This is a genomic window from Sphingobacterium humi, assembly GCF_009768885.1.
In the GTDB taxonomy this organism is placed as follows: Bacteria; Bacteroidota; Bacteroidia; order Sphingobacteriales; family Sphingobacteriaceae; genus Sphingobacterium; species Sphingobacterium humi.
Genome location: NZ_WSQA01000005.1, coordinates 91,273 through 109,794 on the forward strand (window position 1 = coordinate 91,273; position 18,522 = coordinate 109,794).

The window sequence follows — 18,522 nt, forward strand, 5'->3', positions numbered from 1 at the left end:
TTCTGAATTAAAATCATCACCATCATACATCAATTCCACTAAAATACTGTGGACATCTAAACTGATTACTTCATCTTTTATCATTTCGTTTTCTTTTTGTTTATACGAATATAGAACTAAAACTTAATGATAGTATTAATGCTGTGTTAAATGTATGTTAACTCGATTAAGCTACATATACAATCCTTAATAACCTTATTTTTCCGATATATCGGCCGTTTTTAACAAAAGAGCCAGGGTGCTTTTTGCCCAAGGTTCCGCAAAATTATTTTGCTCCCGTCTTAATGTATCATTATTGATGACGGTTCCTTCCGCGGGCATCCCGTAAAGGTACAGTGGAAAGTCGCCTGCCAAGCCTGAGGCACGACCTTGTTTATCTACCTGTATGCTGCCTACGCTATAGCCTTCTTGGATATGTTCCTGAATGAGGCCCTTTTGTTTTAAATTGCTATATAATCGGTTGTTTTTTAAGCGCAGGTCAATTTTGGGAACCCGCGCGTGAATTAAATAGTCAAAATCCTTTTCCAGGTATTTATTCTTCAAACGAACCTTATCGCCAGCACGGGTAACCGAGGCTTTCTCCGAAAATAAAAATTGAATAAATCCTTCCTTCAGCAAGCAGAAAAACTTCTGCGATACGTGCAATGAAGGGCCATTGCCAAGGTGTTTTATGTTGGGCGACCAGCTGTCGTCAAACGCATTTCTAGAAGAGGTGCTAAAACCTAGGCTATTAAAGATTCGGGTAATCTGGCTATAGCCTTCCCGCATTGCTGCATTGGCCGCTGCCATCGGGCTCGTAAATTCCGTGTACTCCGCCATTTCCAGACAGTAGTTGCTTAAGTCTACAATAAACTCATGGTAATTCCCCGACATATCCAACTTCGCATATTTAATCGGATTGACCATGGCATAGATTGAAAAAAGCTTTTCTTGGCTCTCATCCCGAATGTAGGCTAAGATGTCCTCCGTTTGGAAGCCTTCAAATTCGGGTAATAGTTCAAAAAATGCCAATTGTACTTCCTCATCAAATACCGGGAGGATTTCCGTTAGAAAATCAATAGGTCGGTTTAAGTGCAGGATGGAATCCACCCAAGCATCGGTCATCAGTCTTAACTGGTATTTATGGCCTTTCCAAAACGGCGCATGCGGTAAATTCGCTAAGCTTCGCCGTGAAAATGGAAATAAAATAGGCTCTAACCCCGAACTGATGTAATGGATTTCCTGCTCTTTGCGATAAAAAATACCGCCCCGGCCTTCCGTAAATTCCAGCATGGCATCCACAAAAGTTAGCCCGGTGCCATATAAAGCCACTTCCGCTTTTGGGGGAATAACCTCCAATTGGGAAAAAGGATAAATAGAATTTATGACCACTGGTGCCTCTTCATGGGGCATTTTCAGGTAGGCAAAAGTCCGATCTTCCGTATGGTGTCCAGTGGTAAAAATTACCGACTGATAGGGGTAAGGTAGTTTTTGGCTTAAGCTGTGCAGGAAAGCCTCTTGCCCCTGCATATCTACATCAATGACCTCCGCTTGTATAAAACTGATCTGCACCTTATCGGGTGTATGTTGCAGCACTTGTTGCAAAGCATGGCTAAGGTAATGGCCATACAGCTCCCTACTGCAATAATCAGCCTTCGCTACAGGTTTGCCCGTCTGTTGATGTTGTTGAATCCAGGCTAACAGGCTGAGCACTGTAAATGGACGGGAAGGATTGGTTACCTCCTCCCAGCAGCTCAGGTCCGCAATACAGGTGTTTAATTGGAAGTAAGTGGGGGTTTCAGGCTTAAAATAAGGGCCTGTTCCAAAATACTGATCCCGATTGAACCAATGAATATGCAGCTCCTTGCTCAGTACATGACCCTGTTTTACCTGTTCATGAATGGCATTCAATAAACTATCCAAGGCATAAAATCCTTTCGGACCGGCACCCACAATAGCAATATAGCTGCGGTCTGGCTGAAAGTCAGCAAGCTCGGCTTCTAGGCATACTTGTGCCTGAAGAGTAGCAGGTATTAAACAACTGGTACTTTTTAAATGCGATGAATCCCAATCCATAGGTAAAAAGTCTACAATAATTTATTCCAAATTCATGCCAAAATGAAATGGTACTAATTACAGAAACTATCCTTAATATAAGAATTTTTATTTTAAAATCCTATGGCTAAAGCTAACCATTTATCCCCACGATAGCTGATTAATCGCTATTGATAATACGGAATGTTTCCGCAATTAATTCAAATGCGCGCAATCTTTTGCTGTCCTCGTAAATATTATTGCTCAGCATGATTTCTCGGGCTTTATGTTTCTTGGCAAATGCCGAAAGGGCAGGTGCCAAGGTTGCCGGAGTGCCAATAAAGGTGCAGGAGGTCATGTTATGTACGGCTTGTTCGATTTCCGGAATACCATGGTAAAAAGGCTTTTCGGTTGGCGGAGAAAGCGGTATGCGACGATTGGTAATAATGCCGGCAAACATATTGAACAAGCTATTGGCCATAACTTCGGCCTCGGCCTGATCATCCGCGGCAACTACATTCACACAAATCATGAAATATGGTTCTTGAAGCTGTTCCGAAGGTTTAAAATGACTATGGTATATAAGGGAAGCCTGTTCCAGCATGGCCGGCGCAAAATGCGCCGCAAAGGCATAGGGTAAGCCTAATTCAGCCGCCAAATAAGCGCTATCGGTACTCGAACCTAATATCCAAATCGGAATATCCAGGCCTTCCCCCGGAAATGCACGGACTTTGGAAACCTTGTTCTCGGCACTGAAATAGTTTTGCAGGGCCAATACATCATCTTTAAAATAGAATTGCGTATGCATATTGTTTCGGCGCAAAGCCATAGCAGTCGTCTGGTCGGTGCCCGGCGCACGCCCCAGCCCTAAATCAATTCTACCGGGATAAATGCTCTCCAGGGTTCCAAATTGCTCGGCAATCACTAAGGGTGCATGGTTGGGCAACATCACGCCACCAGAACCTACACGTATATTTTTTGTATGGCTGGCCATATGGCCTATCAATACCGAGGTGGCGGAACTCGCAACGAATTCCATATTATGGTGTTCGGCAAGCCACATGCGGGTGAAACCCAACTCATCGATGCATTGGGCACCAATGGTTGCGCGTTCAATGGCTTCAGCAATGGTTTTATTTCTTAAAACATTCGCTAGCTCTAACAGGGAATAGTGTATGATCTCCATCCGATAAAGATAGCACCAATTCAACTAGGAAACGGTAATAGAATTGTCCGTTTTTAACGGATACGGCGGCAAGCGATTACGATATGGTTATTATGGATATCCATGGTGAAAAATAAGAAAACCGAGCCGCCATCTTTGATCTTATGTTTCTTACGGATATGTTCTACCTTATCCTGAAAATTACGCGTAGCTACATTGGCTTGTGGATAGGGATTGTTTTTCTTGAACTGCCCGTAAGGCAAGACCTCTGTAATTTCAAAAATGCGCCCCGGAAACTCCGGCACCAGGCTTTCAGAAGTATATAGATGGGCATGTTGATGCAGCTTGCCTAAGCCAAAATAACGACCCACGCTCTTGAACGCTCCTGCCTTGCTGATGGCCACATCCGGATCATACAAGTAATGCTGCGGCATTAAAAAGCGACTGATGGTGCCACGCTCATCACTGTAGGTAAATTCAAAGTCTTGCAACTGATCGTGGAATAGTCGAATGGCCTTAATCTTCGGTTCCCCTTCATAGCCCCGTTCCTGTACAAAGAGCAATTCCTTGCAATCGTTGTCTAAGCTAATGACGAATACATATTTTACATGGCGCAAGCTGTGTAGCGCCGTAGAGATATCAAGTAGGGGTGAAAGCTTCGAAATAACCACCCGCGACTTCCGGAAAAACAGGTCTTGATTGGCAACAATATTAGGCTCACAATCTTCGAGTAAAAAGACCTTGCCTTGGTTTACGCGACGAGAAGGATCGACATAGATATAATCATAAGCCTGATCTTCGCTGTGTTCCAGCACCTGAATGCCATCGGCAACTACGCAGGTTAAATTATGCACCCGCAGTATTTGCGCATTATAGGCTACAATTTCAGATAGTTTTTCGTTCAGCTCGCAATGGATAACCTCGGCAGCTTCCTGCGCCAGGTAGCAGCTGTCTACACTAAAACCGCCGGTTAAATCAATCACCCGGCTGCCTTTCGCAATCAGAGTTTGCTTAATTAATGCGGTATGTTCCGAAGAACATTGTTCCAGGTTAATCTTATCCGGGTAGTATATCCCTTCACTGAAGGCCCAGGTTGGTAATTTGCGAACACTGCGCTGCCAGCCATCAATCTGGGCGGCCAGTTCAGGAGCAGAAACCTCAGGAAAAGGACTCTTCTTCAAGGCAATTTCCGTGGGAGACTTCTCCCGGTTTGCCCGAATAAATTGTTGTACGTCCTTACTGATTATAACCCTATTCATCTTTGTTTTTTACCAGCATTTGGCAGGTATAACTATCCTTAAGTTCGCGAATAATTTCCTTATTTACCAATACCCGGTCAATTGTTTCTTGATTATAATAACGGATGGTGATCAATTCTAAGCCGGTAGCTACCGAAACTTTATAGCGTTGCTCCAATTGTTCCAATAAGGCCCATACATTTTCCCCGGTATCATCTACCGCTACGGAAAAGCTAATGGCCGAGTTGTGCATCATATTAATCTTGATGCGGTGCTTATGGAAACTATTGAAAATATGACTTAAGTTATCTTCAACAATGAAGGAAAAGTCGCGCGGTTGAATATTGATGAAAACCTGGTTTACCTTAAAGATAAAAGAAGGTACAGGTAGCATCTGATTAGTCGTTTTAATCTGTGTGCCAGGGGCTTCCGGGTCAACAAATGAACGAACATTTAAGGTTATTTTCTTGTTTTGAAGCGGCTTGATGGTTTTCGGGTGGATAACCGTGGCACCATAATACGTCAGCTCAATGGCATCGGTATAGGATAGCTCCGGAATCAGTTCTGTTTTATCAAACCATTTCGGATCCGCATTCAATACACCCGGTACATCTTTCCAAATGGTGATGTTTTCCGCATGTAGGCTGGCCGCAAATATGGCCGCCGAATAGTCAGAACCTTCCCGACCCAGGGTGGTGGTGAAGTTTTCCGAGGTAGAACCAATATAGCCTTGTGTCACAATAATATAGTCGTCAAGGATGCTCGGCAGCTCTTTGCGGATCTTATCTTCGGTTTTCGCCCAATCGACATTGGCTTCCCGATAATTATTATCGGTTAGGATATAGTCTCGCGCATCCACCCACTTCGCTTGCACGCCCATGAACTGCGCATAGGCCGCAATGATTTTGGTGGAAAGGAGCTCACCGATAGATACGATCTGATCAAAAAGATAATCGTAATCGTCCTGCGGCTCATCTTCCAATATCCATTCAATTTCTACAAAAGTATTGGCGATATCATCAAAAACAGGGTGGTTTTCATCCGGAAACAACTCCTTTAAAATCTGAAAATGCTCTTGTTTAAGGCTATCTAGCATGCCAAAATAATCCGCATTTTGCTTTACGAAACCTTCCGTAATGCGGGCCAGTTTATCGGTTGTTTTTCCAATGGCTGAAACCACCACCAATAAGGCTGAATTTTTATATTTTTCAATGATAGAAACGACATTTTTAATATTGTCTGCACTCTTTACAGAAGCTCCCCCAAATTTAAATACCTGCATGTATGCTTATATTTTATTGATAATATGCTTTTAATTGTTTGATATAGTTCTTTCCGGTTTGGGTCATCAATGCCTCAAAAGCATCAAAAGGAATAATCACCGAGGTTGTCCCGGCCGCGTAGGGTTTTATTTCGTACTGGTTATAGTGCAACAGCAGCCCTTCTTTGAGAATCCCGTAGTTTGCAGAAAGGGCAAATTTCCCCTGTTCGAAGAAATAATCCTTCTCTAAACTGCTCGTATCCGTTAAGCCTTCCTCTGCCCGAAAGAATTTCTCTGCAATTTTAGTAAATTCTTTCATCTTATCCTCGGCAACAAAGCTATTTAATGCCAGTTTACGGTAATTTTCAAGGTCTACCACCTGAATTAACTCAAAGGTATTGCCATGGGCACCGCCCGAGAACTCGTATGTGGTATTGCTGAGGGTCATTAATTGCGGGCTGTTGAAGACCACAACCACGTCGGTAAATTTTACCCAAGGCAAATTATAACGCACTTCGTTTTCCTCAATGAAGTTGCCATAGCCTTCAATGAAATTATCCGCGTATTGATCGATCGAGCTTTCCCCTTCCAGTAAAATAGCCGATTTAATAACCGTATCCATCTGCGGGTTTTCAAATACAGGGTAAGAAATCTCGATGTAGGTTGTGTCGACAGCTCCGTCACGCTCCGAAAAATAAGGGCTTATTTTTTTCAGCACTTTTTTCGTGTAGCTTAGGGTGTCTTGCTGTGTTGAAGGCATGCTGCTTTTATGCGCCGCCCCATGCTGGTTTTGCTTATTGCTTTGGCAGGCCATCAGGCTCATGCCCAGCACAAGGGGGAAAACCAACTTGTAGGTTAGTTTAGTTAAGGTTGATTGAAACATTAATCCATTCTCCGTCAAAGGTACAGTTGTATTTTTTATAAAAGTTTATCGCAGGTTCATTCCAGTCGAGCACCTGCCACATGATGCCCGAATAGCCTTGAGCTTCCGCAAAGCGGATGGTTTCATCCAATAGCAATTTGCCATAGCCTAGGCCACGCGCTGCCTCCGTAATAATTAAATCTTCTAAGTATAACCTACGTCCTTTCCAGGTGGAATAGCGGATGTAGTATAAGGACATACCGACAATCTGCCCGTCTACCTCACCTACGAAAGCACCCCATACCGGATTGGCCGAAAAACCGGCTTCCTCAAACTCTGCCATCGAAACGGTGACTTCCTGCGGGGCCTTCTCATAGGCCGCCAATTCATGAATAAGCTCCATCATGCGCGGTAGGTCGCCACGCTCAGCCTTACGGATGTTTAATGCCATCTAGGTGTTTTTATAATGTTTGATGATGCGTTTTCCAAAAATAGTGCTCCCTAAACGAACCATGTTGCTGCCCTGTTCAATCGCTAATTTATAGTCGGAAGACATGCCCATAGAAAGGGTGTCGAAAGAACTTTCCTTGCGGAAGTAGGTGGCCTTTATGCCATCAAACAACATCTTCAGCTCGTAAAATTCTTCCTTCACGATGCGTTCGTTCTCGGTGTTACTGGCAATGCCCATTAATCCACGAATGCGCACATTCTTGAGCCCTTCAAATTCTTCACTACGTAAAAGCTCGATCAATTCGGCATGGTCTAAGCCAAATTTAGTATCCTCATCGGCAATAAATACCTGCAAAAGGCAGTCGATAACACGATTGGCCTTTAGCGCATGTTTGTTGATCTCCATCAGCACCTTCAACGAGTCTACCGAATGAATCATATGGATAAAAGGCGCAATATACTTGACTTTATTGGTCTGCAAGTGGCCGACCAAATGCCATTCGATATCCTTCGGCATTTCTTCGTGTTTGGCCAGCAGTTCCTGAACCTGGTTTTCACCGAAGGCACGTTGCCCGGCAGCATAAGCTTCCATAATTTCTTCAACGGGTTTGGTCTTCGAAATAGCAATCAAAGACACGCCGATGGGATGTAATTCGTTCTGGATTTCAGTTATGTTGGATGTAATACTCATCATTGTTAGCATTCACTTCAAATAATAATAGGAAGCTATGTGCAAGCTTTTCCTTATTTTTGTACAAATTTACAAAATGCAACGATTAATAGGGATTTTCATTCTTTTGTTTTTTATCAGCAGCTCTTGCAAGCAAGGTAAACCAAGTGGCATCTTAAATGAAGATACCATGGTTGAATTGCTGGGGCAGGTGCATGTGTTGGATGGTTATTTAACCACCTTGCCAATAGACAGTGCTAAAAAAGTAATGGACCCACTGTATAACGAGGTATTTGCAAAATTTGGATTAGATTCTACTTCCTTCGATAAGAATATAAATTATTATTACGGCAATCCCAAGCTTTCGGCCGTTGTTTATGACAAGATTGTTAAAAACCTAGAAAACGAAGAGAAAGCCTTTGTTCGGGAAGATTCCTTGAAGAATGTGCATTATATGGATAGCGTTCGTTTGGTGAACTTTGCCAATAAACGATTGGAAATCTGGACTCGCATGACCCTCGATCCGTTAATGGATAGCTTGGAATACCCAATTTCTGAACCGACCCGACGCATGTATGAAGCTTCGGGCATGGATAACCTCTGGCGTACAAACTTTTATAAGGGATGGACGCCTACGCCGGCATCACCGATAACCGGGCCTGCCGTGCAGCCACAACCTTTAACGCCGGCACCGGAATTGCAGAAACCGGTAGGCGAGGGGCCAAAGGAGCTGGAATTGAAGCCTATTGAACCGGAGGAATCTGTGATTCATACCCCCCTGCCAAAGCGAAGTGAAGACGATGGAAAGCTCAAAGTGGTAAGACCAAGGGGCTCGAAACCTAGATCCGTACAATAATTATGATTTACCCCCAGAACGCCGTAGAGAAATTAGGATATACAGAAATTAAAGCACTTATTCAGCAGAAATGCCTGAGTGAGGCCGCAAAAGAGATGGTGTCGAAAATTCAACCCCAAGTAAAACTGGAGTTGATCGACCGCTATTTGCGCCAAGCCAAGGAGTTTAGAGACCTGCTGCAGCATGATGCGCCACTCCCTGTGGATCATATTTACCCCATAAAGGCGTTGATTGAAAAAGCCAAGGTGGAAGGTGCCTTCCTCTTTGAGGAGGAGTTTCACCGCATCCTCTTATCCTTGCGTACCGTGTATGCCATAATTCGTTATTTTAACGATCGGGAGCAGCAATACCCACACCTGGAACTGTTGTTTGAGCATTTACCCATAGAAAAAAACATCGTCCGCAGCATCGAGCAGGTGATCGATGAACGTGGAAAGATTAAAGATAATGCCTCCCGGCTTTTGTTAGACCTTACCCAACAGATCAGCAAGTCGGAGCAGGAAGCCCGCAAAAGAATCGATAGCATCTATAAGCAGGCCCAACAAAATGGTTGGACAGCCGATGGTAGCCTGACGATTCGCGATGGCCGCTTATGTATTCCTATTCTAGCGGAAAATAAACGCAAGCTCAAGGGCTTGATTCATGATGAATCGGCTACCGGACAAACTGCTTATATCGAGCCTGAAGAAGTCTTTCACCTCAATAATAAGGTGCGCGACTTGGAGTTTGAAAAGCGCCGCGAGATCATTCGTATTTTAACCGAGCTGACGAGTTTATTACGTCCGCATGTTCCACTTTTATTGGCCTACCACGGCCTGTTGACCAAGCTTGATTTTGTGCGGGCGAAGGCCTTATTTGCCTTGGATATTGATGCGGAGATGCCGGAGTTATCCAAAGAAGCGGAAATTCGCTTAATCAATGCGAAGCATCCCTTGCTGAGCTTAGCGGCTAAGCAGGAGGGGCATGCGCAGGTGGTTCCGCTGAACTTGAAAATCGATGCCACTGACCGTGTTTTATTGGTTTCCGGACCGAATGCCGGCGGAAAGTCGGTCTGCATGAAAACGGTAGGACTATTGCAACTGATGTTTCAGTCGGGCTTGTTAATTCCCTGCGATCCAACCTCTAAGTTGGGGCTGTTTAAGCAGTTCTTTGCCGATATTGGAGACGACCAATCTATCGATAGTGACTTAAGTACCTACAGTGCGCACTTATCGAAAATGAAATACTTTACGCAATTCGCCAATGCCCGTTCGCTGGTGTTGATTGATGAGTTTGGAACCGGAACAGATCCGCAATTTGGTGGACCTATAGCCGAAGCTGTGCTGGAAGTGCTGAATAAAAAGCAGATTCGCGGCGTAATCACGACCCACTATTCCAACCTGAAGCTGTTCGCCAGTCATACCGAAGGCATTGAGAATGCATCCATGCTGTTTGATAATACGGCCATGAAGCCTTTGTATATCTTGCAGATTGGTAAGCCAGGTAGTTCTTATGCCTTTGAGATTGCCCAAAACATCGGCCTGCCAAAGGAGGTGCTACACCTGGCGAAGCAGAAAATTGGCGTGCAGCAAAAGAAGGTCGATACCTTATTGGTGGATCTGGAGCGCGAGAAAAAAGAAGTATACGACACCAAGCAGGCGATAAACCTGCGTGAGCGCGAGATGCTGAGCCAACAAACGGAGCTGAACAGCCTGAAGGCTTACCTCGAAGAGAACAAACAGAAATTGCTGAAAGACGCCAAGGAAGAAGCCCGGCAGATTATTAAAGATGCCAATAAATTGGTGGAGAATACCATTTCTGAAATCAAACAGGTAAAAGCCGATAAGGAGAAAACCAAAACCCTACGCTTCGGCTTGCATAAGGCCGCAGAATCACTGACCGAAAAGAAAAAGGAAAACCCGGTTAAAGCCCAAGCTGTAGCGGCCGATGAATCCATTGAAATTGGCGATTGGGTGAAAATTATAGATACCGGCAATGAAGCGCAAGTTATTGAAATTGCCAAAAATAACCTCATCCTAGCACTTGGCGACCTGCGAACCGTCGTAAAGAAAACCAAAGTGGAAAAACTACGCGGCAAGGAAAAAGCCAAAGCCGTGAAAAAATCAAGACCTATCTCCGCAGAAAGCGTCGCAGACTTCCACCCGGAAGTCGATGTGCGCGGCATGCGTACCGAAGATGCCCTGCAAAAGCTGGAACTGGTCCTCGACAGAGCCGTGATGATCGGTTATCCTTCCCTAAAAATTATCCATGGCAAAGGCGATGGCATCCTGCGGAAATTTATCCGCGATTATTTGCGGAAGTATAACCATGTTAGCCGCTTTGAAGATGAACACGCAGACCGCGGCGGCGATGGAATTACGTATGCTTATATGGATTAGGGGGGTACTGTTGTTAAACTGCGGCACGCTTTGTACCACGTTGTGGCCAGAGTTGTCATGGTGAGCGGAGTCGAACCACGAACGACTGGTGCGTTAATGCAATCAACACTACTTAATAATCTTATTAATAGCGACTTAAATATGTGTGTCATTGAAGCATGACAGCACGTGCTGGCGTATTACCTGTACCGACGTACCAGTCGTTCGTGGTTCGACTCCGCTCACCATGACAAAGCGATGACAGAGTGATGACAAAACGATAAAAGAGCGATGACAAACCTACCTTCCCACAACCTCCCCCAAATCACCGCCCAATTTCACCTTATTGCAAAGGGCTTTGAAAGGGGGTTAAAAAGGGTTTGAAAGGGGAGTGAAAGGGAACTAGCCCGAAGCATTTCCATCTCTTTCATAAACCATTTCCTTTATTTCTTAAAACAATAATTGAACCCTCGCCTTAGGATATTAAGTTTTTGTTAATAGCTATTTCTTATCGAAATACTTTTTAATTTTAACCTGTAATTTAAAAACTGTAATATGAGAAAACAATTACTCAGCATTGCCTTTTTCGTTGCATGTTTTGGAAGCTTGCAGGCGCAGGTGACCAGCAGTAGCGTCACGGGTTTAGTAAAACAGGAGAACGGTGTTCATATGGAAGGGGCGACGATTCAAGCGACGCACGTACCTTCCGGAACGGTTTACAAAAGTTCTTCCAATAGCGCAGGTCGCTTCAGTTTGGTGGGCATGCGTGTGGGAGGTCCTTATCGTTTAGAAATCAGTCATATGGGACAAGAGCCTATTGTGCTGGAGGATGTCTACTTACAATTGGGTCGTCCTTTTGAGGTGAACCCGGTTTTTGGTGAGCAGGTGCGTCGTTTAGATGCGGTGGAGGTGCATGCCGGTGGCAGCGGTCGGAACTTACGCACAGGAGCCAGTACCCAAATCTCCCAGCGTCAGCTGCAAGGCTTACCGACAATCTCTCGTGGGTTTAAAGATTTTGTTCGCTTAACACCGCAAGCCGATGTGAAAGGGGATGCCATTTCTATTGGCGGGATGAACAACCGCTTTAACCAATTGACCATTGATGGTGCCGTGAGTAATGATGTGTTTGGCTTGAACGATGCCGGTACCAATGGTGCCAGCACAGGTACGTCGCCAATATCCTTGGATGCCATTGAGGAGATCAATGTGCAGATTGCACCTTATGATGTTCGTCTTGGCGGTTTTGCCGGCGGTGGTATTTCTGCAGTAACACGTTCAGGAACCAACGATTTTAAAGGGTCGGTTTATTACTATATGCGGAATGAAAACCTAACAGGGATGACGCCTCCGGCGGCTTTATTCGCTAACCAGGTGCGTACTAAGGTGGAAGATTACAAGGAAAATCAATACGGTGTTCGTATTGGTGGACCTATCTTAAAAGATAAGATTTTCTTTTTCGTGAATTATGAAAGAACCGAAAACTTAACACCTATCGGTTTTAAACCCGGTTCGGAAGGTTCACAAATTCCAGTAGCCGATTTAGAAAGACTGAAAAAGGTCGTGAATGGCTATGGTTATGAACCGGGCAGCTATTTGGATCAGCAAACAGACCGCAAATCGGAGAAGATTTTTACCCGTTTTGATTTTAACCTCAGCAATATCCATCGCCTAACCACACGGTATAGCTATGTGAAGGGGAGTTCTTTAGGCTTAGGTCGGTCCAGAAGAGCGATAACCTTTGCCAATGGCGGGGTGTTAAGAGAGAGTGATACGCATTCTGCGGTATTGGAATTAAACAGTCGATTCAGTAATGTGTTATCCAATAACTTGGTTGTAGGCTATACCAATGTTCGGGAACCCCGTGGTTTTTCGGGCAATCCTTTTCCAAGGGTAGCCATTCAAATGGACTATGGTACTATTAATATGGGGCCTGAGGCTTATTCGACCATCAACCAATTGAACCAGGATATCTATACCTTAACCAATAATTTATCGCTTTATAAAGGCAACCATACCATCACCTTTGGTACGCATAATGAGTTTTATAAAATATACAATGGTTTCATTGGGAATGCTTTCGGTAGTTATGAATTCACGAATTCACCGCAAACAGATATAAACGAGGCGACGAAAAAGCCATACACCGCGATCGAGAATTTTGAACGCCGTTTGGCTAGCCGCTATCAGTATGCCTATAGCAATACGAGTGACCCAAAACAAGGCGCTGATGTTTCGGCTCTACAACTCGGATTCTATGTGCAAGATGAATACCAGTTGGCTTCCAATGTAAAAATAACAGGAGGTATCCGCCTGGATATTCCAATCTATACCTCTAGTCCGCTAGAAAATAAAGACTTCAACAGCTCGGTTTTAGCAACGCGCTATGATGTGCAAACGAATCGTATGCCAAAAGCTGCCTTTATGTGGTCGCCACGCGTAGGCTTCAACTGGGATGTGAAAGAAGATCGTTCCTTGGTCTTGCGTGGTGGCTTGGGCTTATTTACCTCTCGCTTTCCCTTTGTATGGTCATCTGGTGCCTTTACCCAGAGTGGCGTATTGCTAGGTGGGGTGCAACAAAATGTTGAGGATAAGAATGTGCCGAATATCCGTTTTGAACCAGATCCGAACAAACAGGCAAAGAGTACCGCCGAGTTTAAGCCATCGGGTAATATTTCTGTGTTGGATAAGCATTTGCGCTTGCCGCAGATTGCACGCTCATCCTTTGGTATGGACTATCAATTGCCATGGGGCGTACAGGCGACTGCCGATTTTATTTTCTCGAAAAACCTGAGCAGTTTCCGTTTTACGGATTTAAATATGCGCGAGCCTATTGGCCAATTAGAAGGCGCGGATAACCGCTTGTTGTATGGTTCTGGCGCCAGGGCGCAACGTGTATTACCAAATTATACGCAGGTTATTTATATCGATAATGTAAATAAAGGCTACTCATGGTCTGGAACGGTACAGTTTTCGAAACGCTTTAAAGATGGACTATTTGGTTCCATTGCTTATACCTATACAGAGTCTAAAGATTTATTCTCAGGTTCTTCCTCCCAGAATCAATCTTCCTTCTTCCGTACCGGAACAATCAATGGTTCTAATAATATTACCTTAGGTCATAACCCGTTCAGTGTGGGTAGTCGTATTGTTGGTTTTGTATCCTACCATAAAGAATATATCAAGCATTTAGGTACAACGCTTTCTTTAGTTTACAATGGACAGGCAGGTTCTCGCTTCTCTTATATGATTGCGGGTGACCCTGGACGTTATACTTCCGGTTCGGGCAATCAGTTTTCGCTGATGTATATTCCTAAAAATTCAAGTGAAATCAAGTTTGTGGATTTGAAGGATAGGTCGGCAGCACAGCAATGGACAGAGTTGGACAACTTTATTAAAGCAAATCCATATTTGAACGAACGCCGTGGGAAATATGCAGAACGTAATGGCGACCGTACGCCTTTCTCGCATCAATTTGACCTGAAGATTGTGCAGGATTTATTTACCCAATTAGGGGGTAAGAAAAATACCATCCAATTGTCGGTAGATGTGATGAATGTAGGTGCTTTGATCAATAAAAACTGGGGTAAACAATATTCCGGTAGTACCAGCTATTGGGATAACAGTTCCCGTCCGATTATTTTTGATAGCTACCAACAAGGCACGAATATTCCTCAGTATCGCATGGCTAATTTACAAGATAATAAACCTTATACGGTGAGCAACTTCACCTCACGTTGGTCTGCCCAACTCGGGGTTCGCTATATCTTTAATTAAGCAATATCTTTTTGTAGGTTTTGCATCAAAGAGGGCTACTCGAAAGAGTGGCCCTTTTTGTTGTTGGTTTTTCTGCGGCAAAATCCCGGAAAATTCCCGTTCTCGTTACGTTTTTCCCCGAAAATGAAGCTGCTTTGCTGAAAAAGTAAAAAAACTTTTCCACATTGTGGAAAATGTTAAATTTTGTTAAACTATCAAAAATACACTGCTTTCTTTAAGATAATTTCAAATATATACGGGCTTCCGTGTAAAAAGTTGTCATGATTACTAATTCGGTTTATTCCTTTCTGCCAAAAGAAGCTAAGGAAATGGCTGTTAGGATATTAAGTTTATGTTAACGATGTTTAAAACATGCTTTTACTTTCTAATTTTGCAGCGGTAACAAAACAAACTCTATGAAGAAATCTTTACTTTTCTTTGCTTTGGTACTTGCAAGTTATGGTACAATCCAGGCGCAAGTAACCACCAGTAGCATGCAAGGTGTTGTGACACAAACCAATGGCAACATTACTTCGGGTGCTACAATTAAAGCAGTCCACCTTCCATCGGGAACTTCTTACTCGGGATCCGCAAACGATGCAGGACGCTTTAACCTTTCCAACATGCGTGTTGGTGGTCCTTATCGTATTGAAGTAACTTACGTAGGACAAGATCCAATTGTTTATGAAGATGTTTATTTACAATTAGGACAACCATTTGTGTTAAACCCTGTTTTTGGCGATGCCGCAACCACGTTGGATGAGGTTGTAGTGACCAGAAGAGGATTGAAAAGTGAGAAAAATGGGACTGCTACAGTTGTAGGAAGACGTCAAATTGAAAACATGCCTTCGATTACAAGAAGTGTGAACGATTTAACGAAACTTACACCACAAGCAAATGGTACGGCTATTGGTGGAGGTAACTACCGCGCGAATAACTTTACCGTGGATGGTGCTAACTTTAACAACCAATTTGGTATCGGTCAAAACATGCCTGCTGGTGGATCGCCAATCTCTATCGATGCGATTGAGCAGATTGTAGTAAACGTTACGCCATTTGATGTGAGACAATCTGGTTTTACCGGTGCGGCCATCAATGCGGTTACACGTTCTGGTAGAAATGAATTCTTCGGTTCTGCGTTCTACACAGGTCGTTCTGACAAACAACAAGGAACACGCGTAGGCGACAAACAAGTGCCTTTCGCTGATTTACAAGAAAAACAATACGGTGTAAGCTTAGGTGGACCAATCATTAAGAATAAATTATTCTTCTTTGTAAACATCGAGCAAAATAAAACAACAGAACCAGGCCCAACGAAAATTGCATCAACACCCGACAACCCTTATGGTGGTGGCAATACAAACGTGGCTCGCCCAACGGTTGACTTCATGAATACCGTTAGTGATTACCTTAAAAACACCTACGGATATGATCCAGGTGCATACCAAGGCTATTCTAACAAAAGTAACAACGATAAAATCTTCGCGAAAATCGACTGGAATATTGCCGAGAATCACAAAGTAAACTTCCGTTACAACCAAGTAAAAGGTAAAACGCCTTCTTATTTAAGTAACTCCTTCACAGGTTCAAACCTTTCTGGATTGAGCAGAACAGGAAATAACGCCCTTCAATTCTCGAACTCCAACTACTTCTCTGAAAACAACTTATTCTCAGGGGTAGCAGAGTATACCGGTAAATGGGGAAATACGAATAATACCGTTCGTTTAACTTACGTTAACCAAAACGAACCTCGTTCAACCCCGGGTTCTGATTTCCCATTAGTAGATATTAAAGATGGTGATAACATCATTACTACTTTCGGGTACGAGCCTTTCACCTACGGTAACTTACGTGACGTACAAACCATGTCGGCTTATTGGGATGGTAACTATACCTACGGTAAACACGATTTTACCTATGGTTTACAATACGAAACCAGTACCACGAAAAACGGTTTCCAACGTTTTGGTGCAGGTTACTACTTGTTTAACTCTTGGGATGATTTCGTTAATGGTAACAAAGCAGCAAACTATGTGTTAACTTATCCATTAACAGCAGATGGTTCTCAAGCATTCCCTTCTTTCCGTTTTGATCAAGCGTCTTTCTTCTTGCAAGATCAGTTCAACGTAAATAGTAAATTGAAACTTTCTGGCGGTATCCGTTTTGAATTGCCTATCTATCCAAATGTGGAAGAAATGAAAACGCATCCATTGGTAGAGAAATTGCAATTTGCAAATGGCTTAACCTTGAATACAGGAGCAATGCCGAAAACTCGCGTGATGGTTTCTCCTCGTGTAGGCTTTAACTACGATGCATTTGGCGATCGTTCCTTAATCGTTCGTGGTGGTACAGGTGTATTCACCGGTCGTATCCCTTACGTATGGATCGTAGCACAATCGGGTGATGCGGGTATGTTGCAAGCAACAACCGTTAAAACTGGTGCAGATGTGCCTAATTTCAGCCCAGATATCAAAGCAAACTACCCAGCAGATAAGCCTGAAGCAGGAACATTTATTCCGAGCAACATTTCTGCAATGGATAATAACTTGAAATTCCCTTCTACTTGGAAATCTAGTTTAGCTTTAGATTATTCATTACCTTTCGGTATCCAAGCTACTGTTGAAGCGATTTACAACAAAGATATCAATGCTGTAGTGGCGAAAAACGTGAACTTGGTAGAGCCAACAGCCATGAACATCAGTGGATATGGTGATCACCGTTATATCTATCCGAATGCGAACGTAGATAAATACATTCACAAATTGGATAAGAGTGGTATCGCTAGCAGCACAGCTACTGGTGCTTTCACGCCAACTTACATGACCAATGCTAAAGGTGGACACTACTACTCGGTAACCCTTCAATTACAGAAATCATTTAATGAAGGATTTACAGGAATGGTAGCTTATACCCACTCTGGAGCGAAAAACTATGGTGATGGTGCGGGTGACCAAATTGCAAACTTATGGGGACTTCCATACCAATTTGCCGGTAACTCAAACATGCCTTCTTTGTCTTACACATCGAACATCGTTCCTCATCGTTTAATCGGTAATGTATCTTACGAGAATACCTGGATTAAGAACTTGACTACTAAAATGTCCTTGTTCTACACAGGAGCCTCTACAGGACGTATCTCTTATGCTTACAACAATGACTTCAACCGTGATGGGGTATCAAACGATTTAGTTTACATCCCGAATGATCCTTCTGAAATCACTTTCGTTGACATTGCTGCAGGTAACAATAACTACGGTAACAAAGCATTCACGGCGCAAGAACAGTCTGATATTTTCTTCAACTTAGTGGATGGCGATGACTACTTAAAATCTCGTAAGGGGAAATATGCAGAAAGAAACGGTGGTATCATGCCTTGGAGACATCAATTCGACTTCCGTTTATCACAACAAATCGTGAACAACATCGCTGGTGGTAAAAATGGATTAGAAGTGTACTGGGATGTGATCAACGTAGGTAACTTGTTGAACTCTAGCTGGGGTGTATTCAAAAGCTCGAACAATATCTTGTTGAGACCTACGAATACCTCATCAATCAAACCTGATGGAACAGTTAAACCTGCTTTCCAAATTGGTTACTCAAATGGTGACGCCGTTAGATCGACTACTTACATCAACGAGTCTATTACTTCAACGTATTACATGCAGTTTGGTTTGAAATTTACATTCAACTAAGACTAAGGTTAATACGCATAAAAAATCCCCTCAAGCATTTGCTTGAGGGGATTTTTATTTTAAAGTTTTCAGGAAAAAGCTGTATCGGTTGAATACAAAGCTTTTATATCGATAATCGAAGATTATAAGGTAACGATTTGGTAACGGTGCTTATTGCTTTGCTTTTCAACGTGTTTCCGTTAGCTCAATAGCAAATATACAAAAT

The 18,522-nt window shown here is 43.3% G+C and carries 11 protein-coding genes; 4 read left to right on the forward strand and 7 right to left on the reverse strand.

Annotated elements, in window-relative coordinates; translation table 11 throughout:
* Window positions 1-195: 195 nt before the first annotated feature.
* The 7 genes from GQF63_RS08195 to GQF63_RS08225 form a co-directional block, all read right to left on the reverse strand.
* Entirely contained in the window at window positions 196-2,055 is a 1,860-nt protein-coding gene (locus GQF63_RS08195) for an FAD/NAD(P)-binding protein (RefSeq protein WP_160368746.1), read from the reverse strand.
* 139 nt (window positions 2,056-2,194) lie between these two features.
* Complete coding sequence (locus tag GQF63_RS08200) at window positions 2,195-3,199, reverse strand: LLM class flavin-dependent oxidoreductase (RefSeq protein WP_160368747.1); 1,005 nt, start codon at window positions 3,197-3,199, stop codon at window positions 2,195-2,197.
* A 53-nt stretch (window positions 3,200-3,252) separates the two neighbouring features.
* Window positions 3,253-4,437 carry a class I SAM-dependent methyltransferase gene (locus tag GQF63_RS08205; protein ID WP_160368748.1) on the reverse strand — a complete coding sequence of 395 codons (1,185 nt, stop codon included), beginning with the start codon at window positions 4,435-4,437 and terminating at the stop codon, window positions 3,253-3,255.
* Window positions 4,430-5,698 (reverse strand): aspartate kinase, encoded by a 1,269-nt coding sequence (locus GQF63_RS08210; RefSeq protein WP_160368749.1) that lies wholly within the window; start codon window positions 5,696-5,698, stop codon window positions 4,430-4,432. The genes GQF63_RS08205 and GQF63_RS08210 overlap by 8 nt, the downstream gene beginning before the upstream one ends.
* 13 nt (window positions 5,699-5,711) lie before the next feature.
* Entirely contained in the window at window positions 5,712-6,560 is an 849-nt protein-coding gene (locus GQF63_RS08215) for a DUF3298 and DUF4163 domain-containing protein (protein WP_160368750.1), read from the reverse strand.
* Window positions 6,538-6,990 carry a GNAT family N-acetyltransferase gene (locus GQF63_RS08220; protein ID WP_160368751.1) on the reverse strand — a complete coding sequence of 151 codons (453 nt, stop codon included), beginning with the start codon at window positions 6,988-6,990 and terminating at the stop codon, window positions 6,538-6,540. The genes GQF63_RS08215 and GQF63_RS08220 overlap by 23 nt, the downstream gene beginning before the upstream one ends.
* A complete protein-coding gene (locus GQF63_RS08225; RefSeq protein ID WP_160368937.1) occupies window positions 6,991-7,680 on the reverse strand; it encodes a YggS family pyridoxal phosphate-dependent enzyme in 690 nt (229 codons plus the stop codon).
* A 76-nt stretch (window positions 7,681-7,756) separates the two neighbouring features.
* Here GQF63_RS08225 and GQF63_RS08230 point away from each other — a divergent pair, with 76 nt between their 5' ends.
* The 4 genes from GQF63_RS08230 (at window position 7,757) to GQF63_RS08245 (ending at window position 18,317) form a co-directional block, all read left to right on the forward strand.
* Entirely contained in the window at window positions 7,757-8,515 is a 759-nt protein-coding gene (locus GQF63_RS08230) for a DUF4296 domain-containing protein (protein WP_160368752.1), read from the forward strand.
* A 2-nt stretch (window positions 8,516-8,517) separates the two neighbouring features.
* Window positions 8,518-10,893, forward strand: coding sequence for an endonuclease MutS2 (locus tag GQF63_RS08235; RefSeq protein ID WP_160368753.1), 2,376 nt, complete (start codon window positions 8,518-8,520; stop codon window positions 10,891-10,893).
* Between the two features lie 534 nt (window positions 10,894-11,427).
* Window positions 11,428-14,646: a TonB-dependent receptor gene (locus GQF63_RS08240; protein ID WP_160368754.1), complete on the forward strand. Its 3,219-nt coding sequence runs from the start codon at window positions 11,428-11,430 to the stop codon at window positions 14,644-14,646.
* A 395-nt stretch (window positions 14,647-15,041) separates the two neighbouring features.
* On the forward strand, window positions 15,042-18,317 hold the full coding sequence (locus GQF63_RS08245) for a TonB-dependent receptor (RefSeq protein WP_160368755.1): 3,276 nt from the start codon (window positions 15,042-15,044) through the stop codon (window positions 18,315-18,317).
* Window positions 18,318-18,522: the final 205 nt, after the last annotated feature.

What these genes read in the sequence shown, in the direction of transcription:
- GQF63_RS08230 (WP_160368752.1), top strand. Translation starts at nt 7,757, where the DNA reads ATGCAACGATTAATAGGGATTTTCATTCTTTTGTTTTTTATCAGCAGC.
- GQF63_RS08200 (WP_160368747.1), bottom strand. Translation starts at nt 3,199, where the DNA reads ATGGAGATCATACACTATTCCCTGTTAGAGCTAGCGAATGTTTTAAGA.
- GQF63_RS08215 (WP_160368750.1), bottom strand. Translation starts at nt 6,560, where the DNA reads ATGTTTCAATCAACCTTAACTAAACTAACCTACAAGTTGGTTTTCCCC.
- GQF63_RS08235 (WP_160368753.1), top strand. Translation starts at nt 8,518, where the DNA reads ATGATTTACCCCCAGAACGCCGTAGAGAAATTAGGATATACAGAAATT.
- GQF63_RS08195 (WP_160368746.1), bottom strand. Translation starts at nt 2,055, where the DNA reads ATGGATTGGGATTCATCGCATTTAAAAAGTACCAGTTGTTTAATACCT.
- GQF63_RS08205 (WP_160368748.1), bottom strand. Translation starts at nt 4,437, where the DNA reads ATGAATAGGGTTATAATCAGTAAGGACGTACAACAATTTATTCGGGCA.
- GQF63_RS08240 (WP_160368754.1), top strand. Translation starts at nt 11,428, where the DNA reads ATGAGAAAACAATTACTCAGCATTGCCTTTTTCGTTGCATGTTTTGGA.
- GQF63_RS08210 (WP_160368749.1), bottom strand. Translation starts at nt 5,698, where the DNA reads ATGCAGGTATTTAAATTTGGGGGAGCTTCTGTAAAGAGTGCAGACAAT.
- GQF63_RS08245 (WP_160368755.1), top strand. Translation starts at nt 15,042, where the DNA reads ATGAAGAAATCTTTACTTTTCTTTGCTTTGGTACTTGCAAGTTATGGT.
- GQF63_RS08220 (WP_160368751.1), bottom strand. Translation starts at nt 6,990, where the DNA reads ATGGCATTAAACATCCGTAAGGCTGAGCGTGGCGACCTACCGCGCATG.
- GQF63_RS08225 (WP_160368937.1), bottom strand. Translation starts at nt 7,680, where the DNA reads ATGAGTATTACATCCAACATAACTGAAATCCAGAACGAATTACATCCC.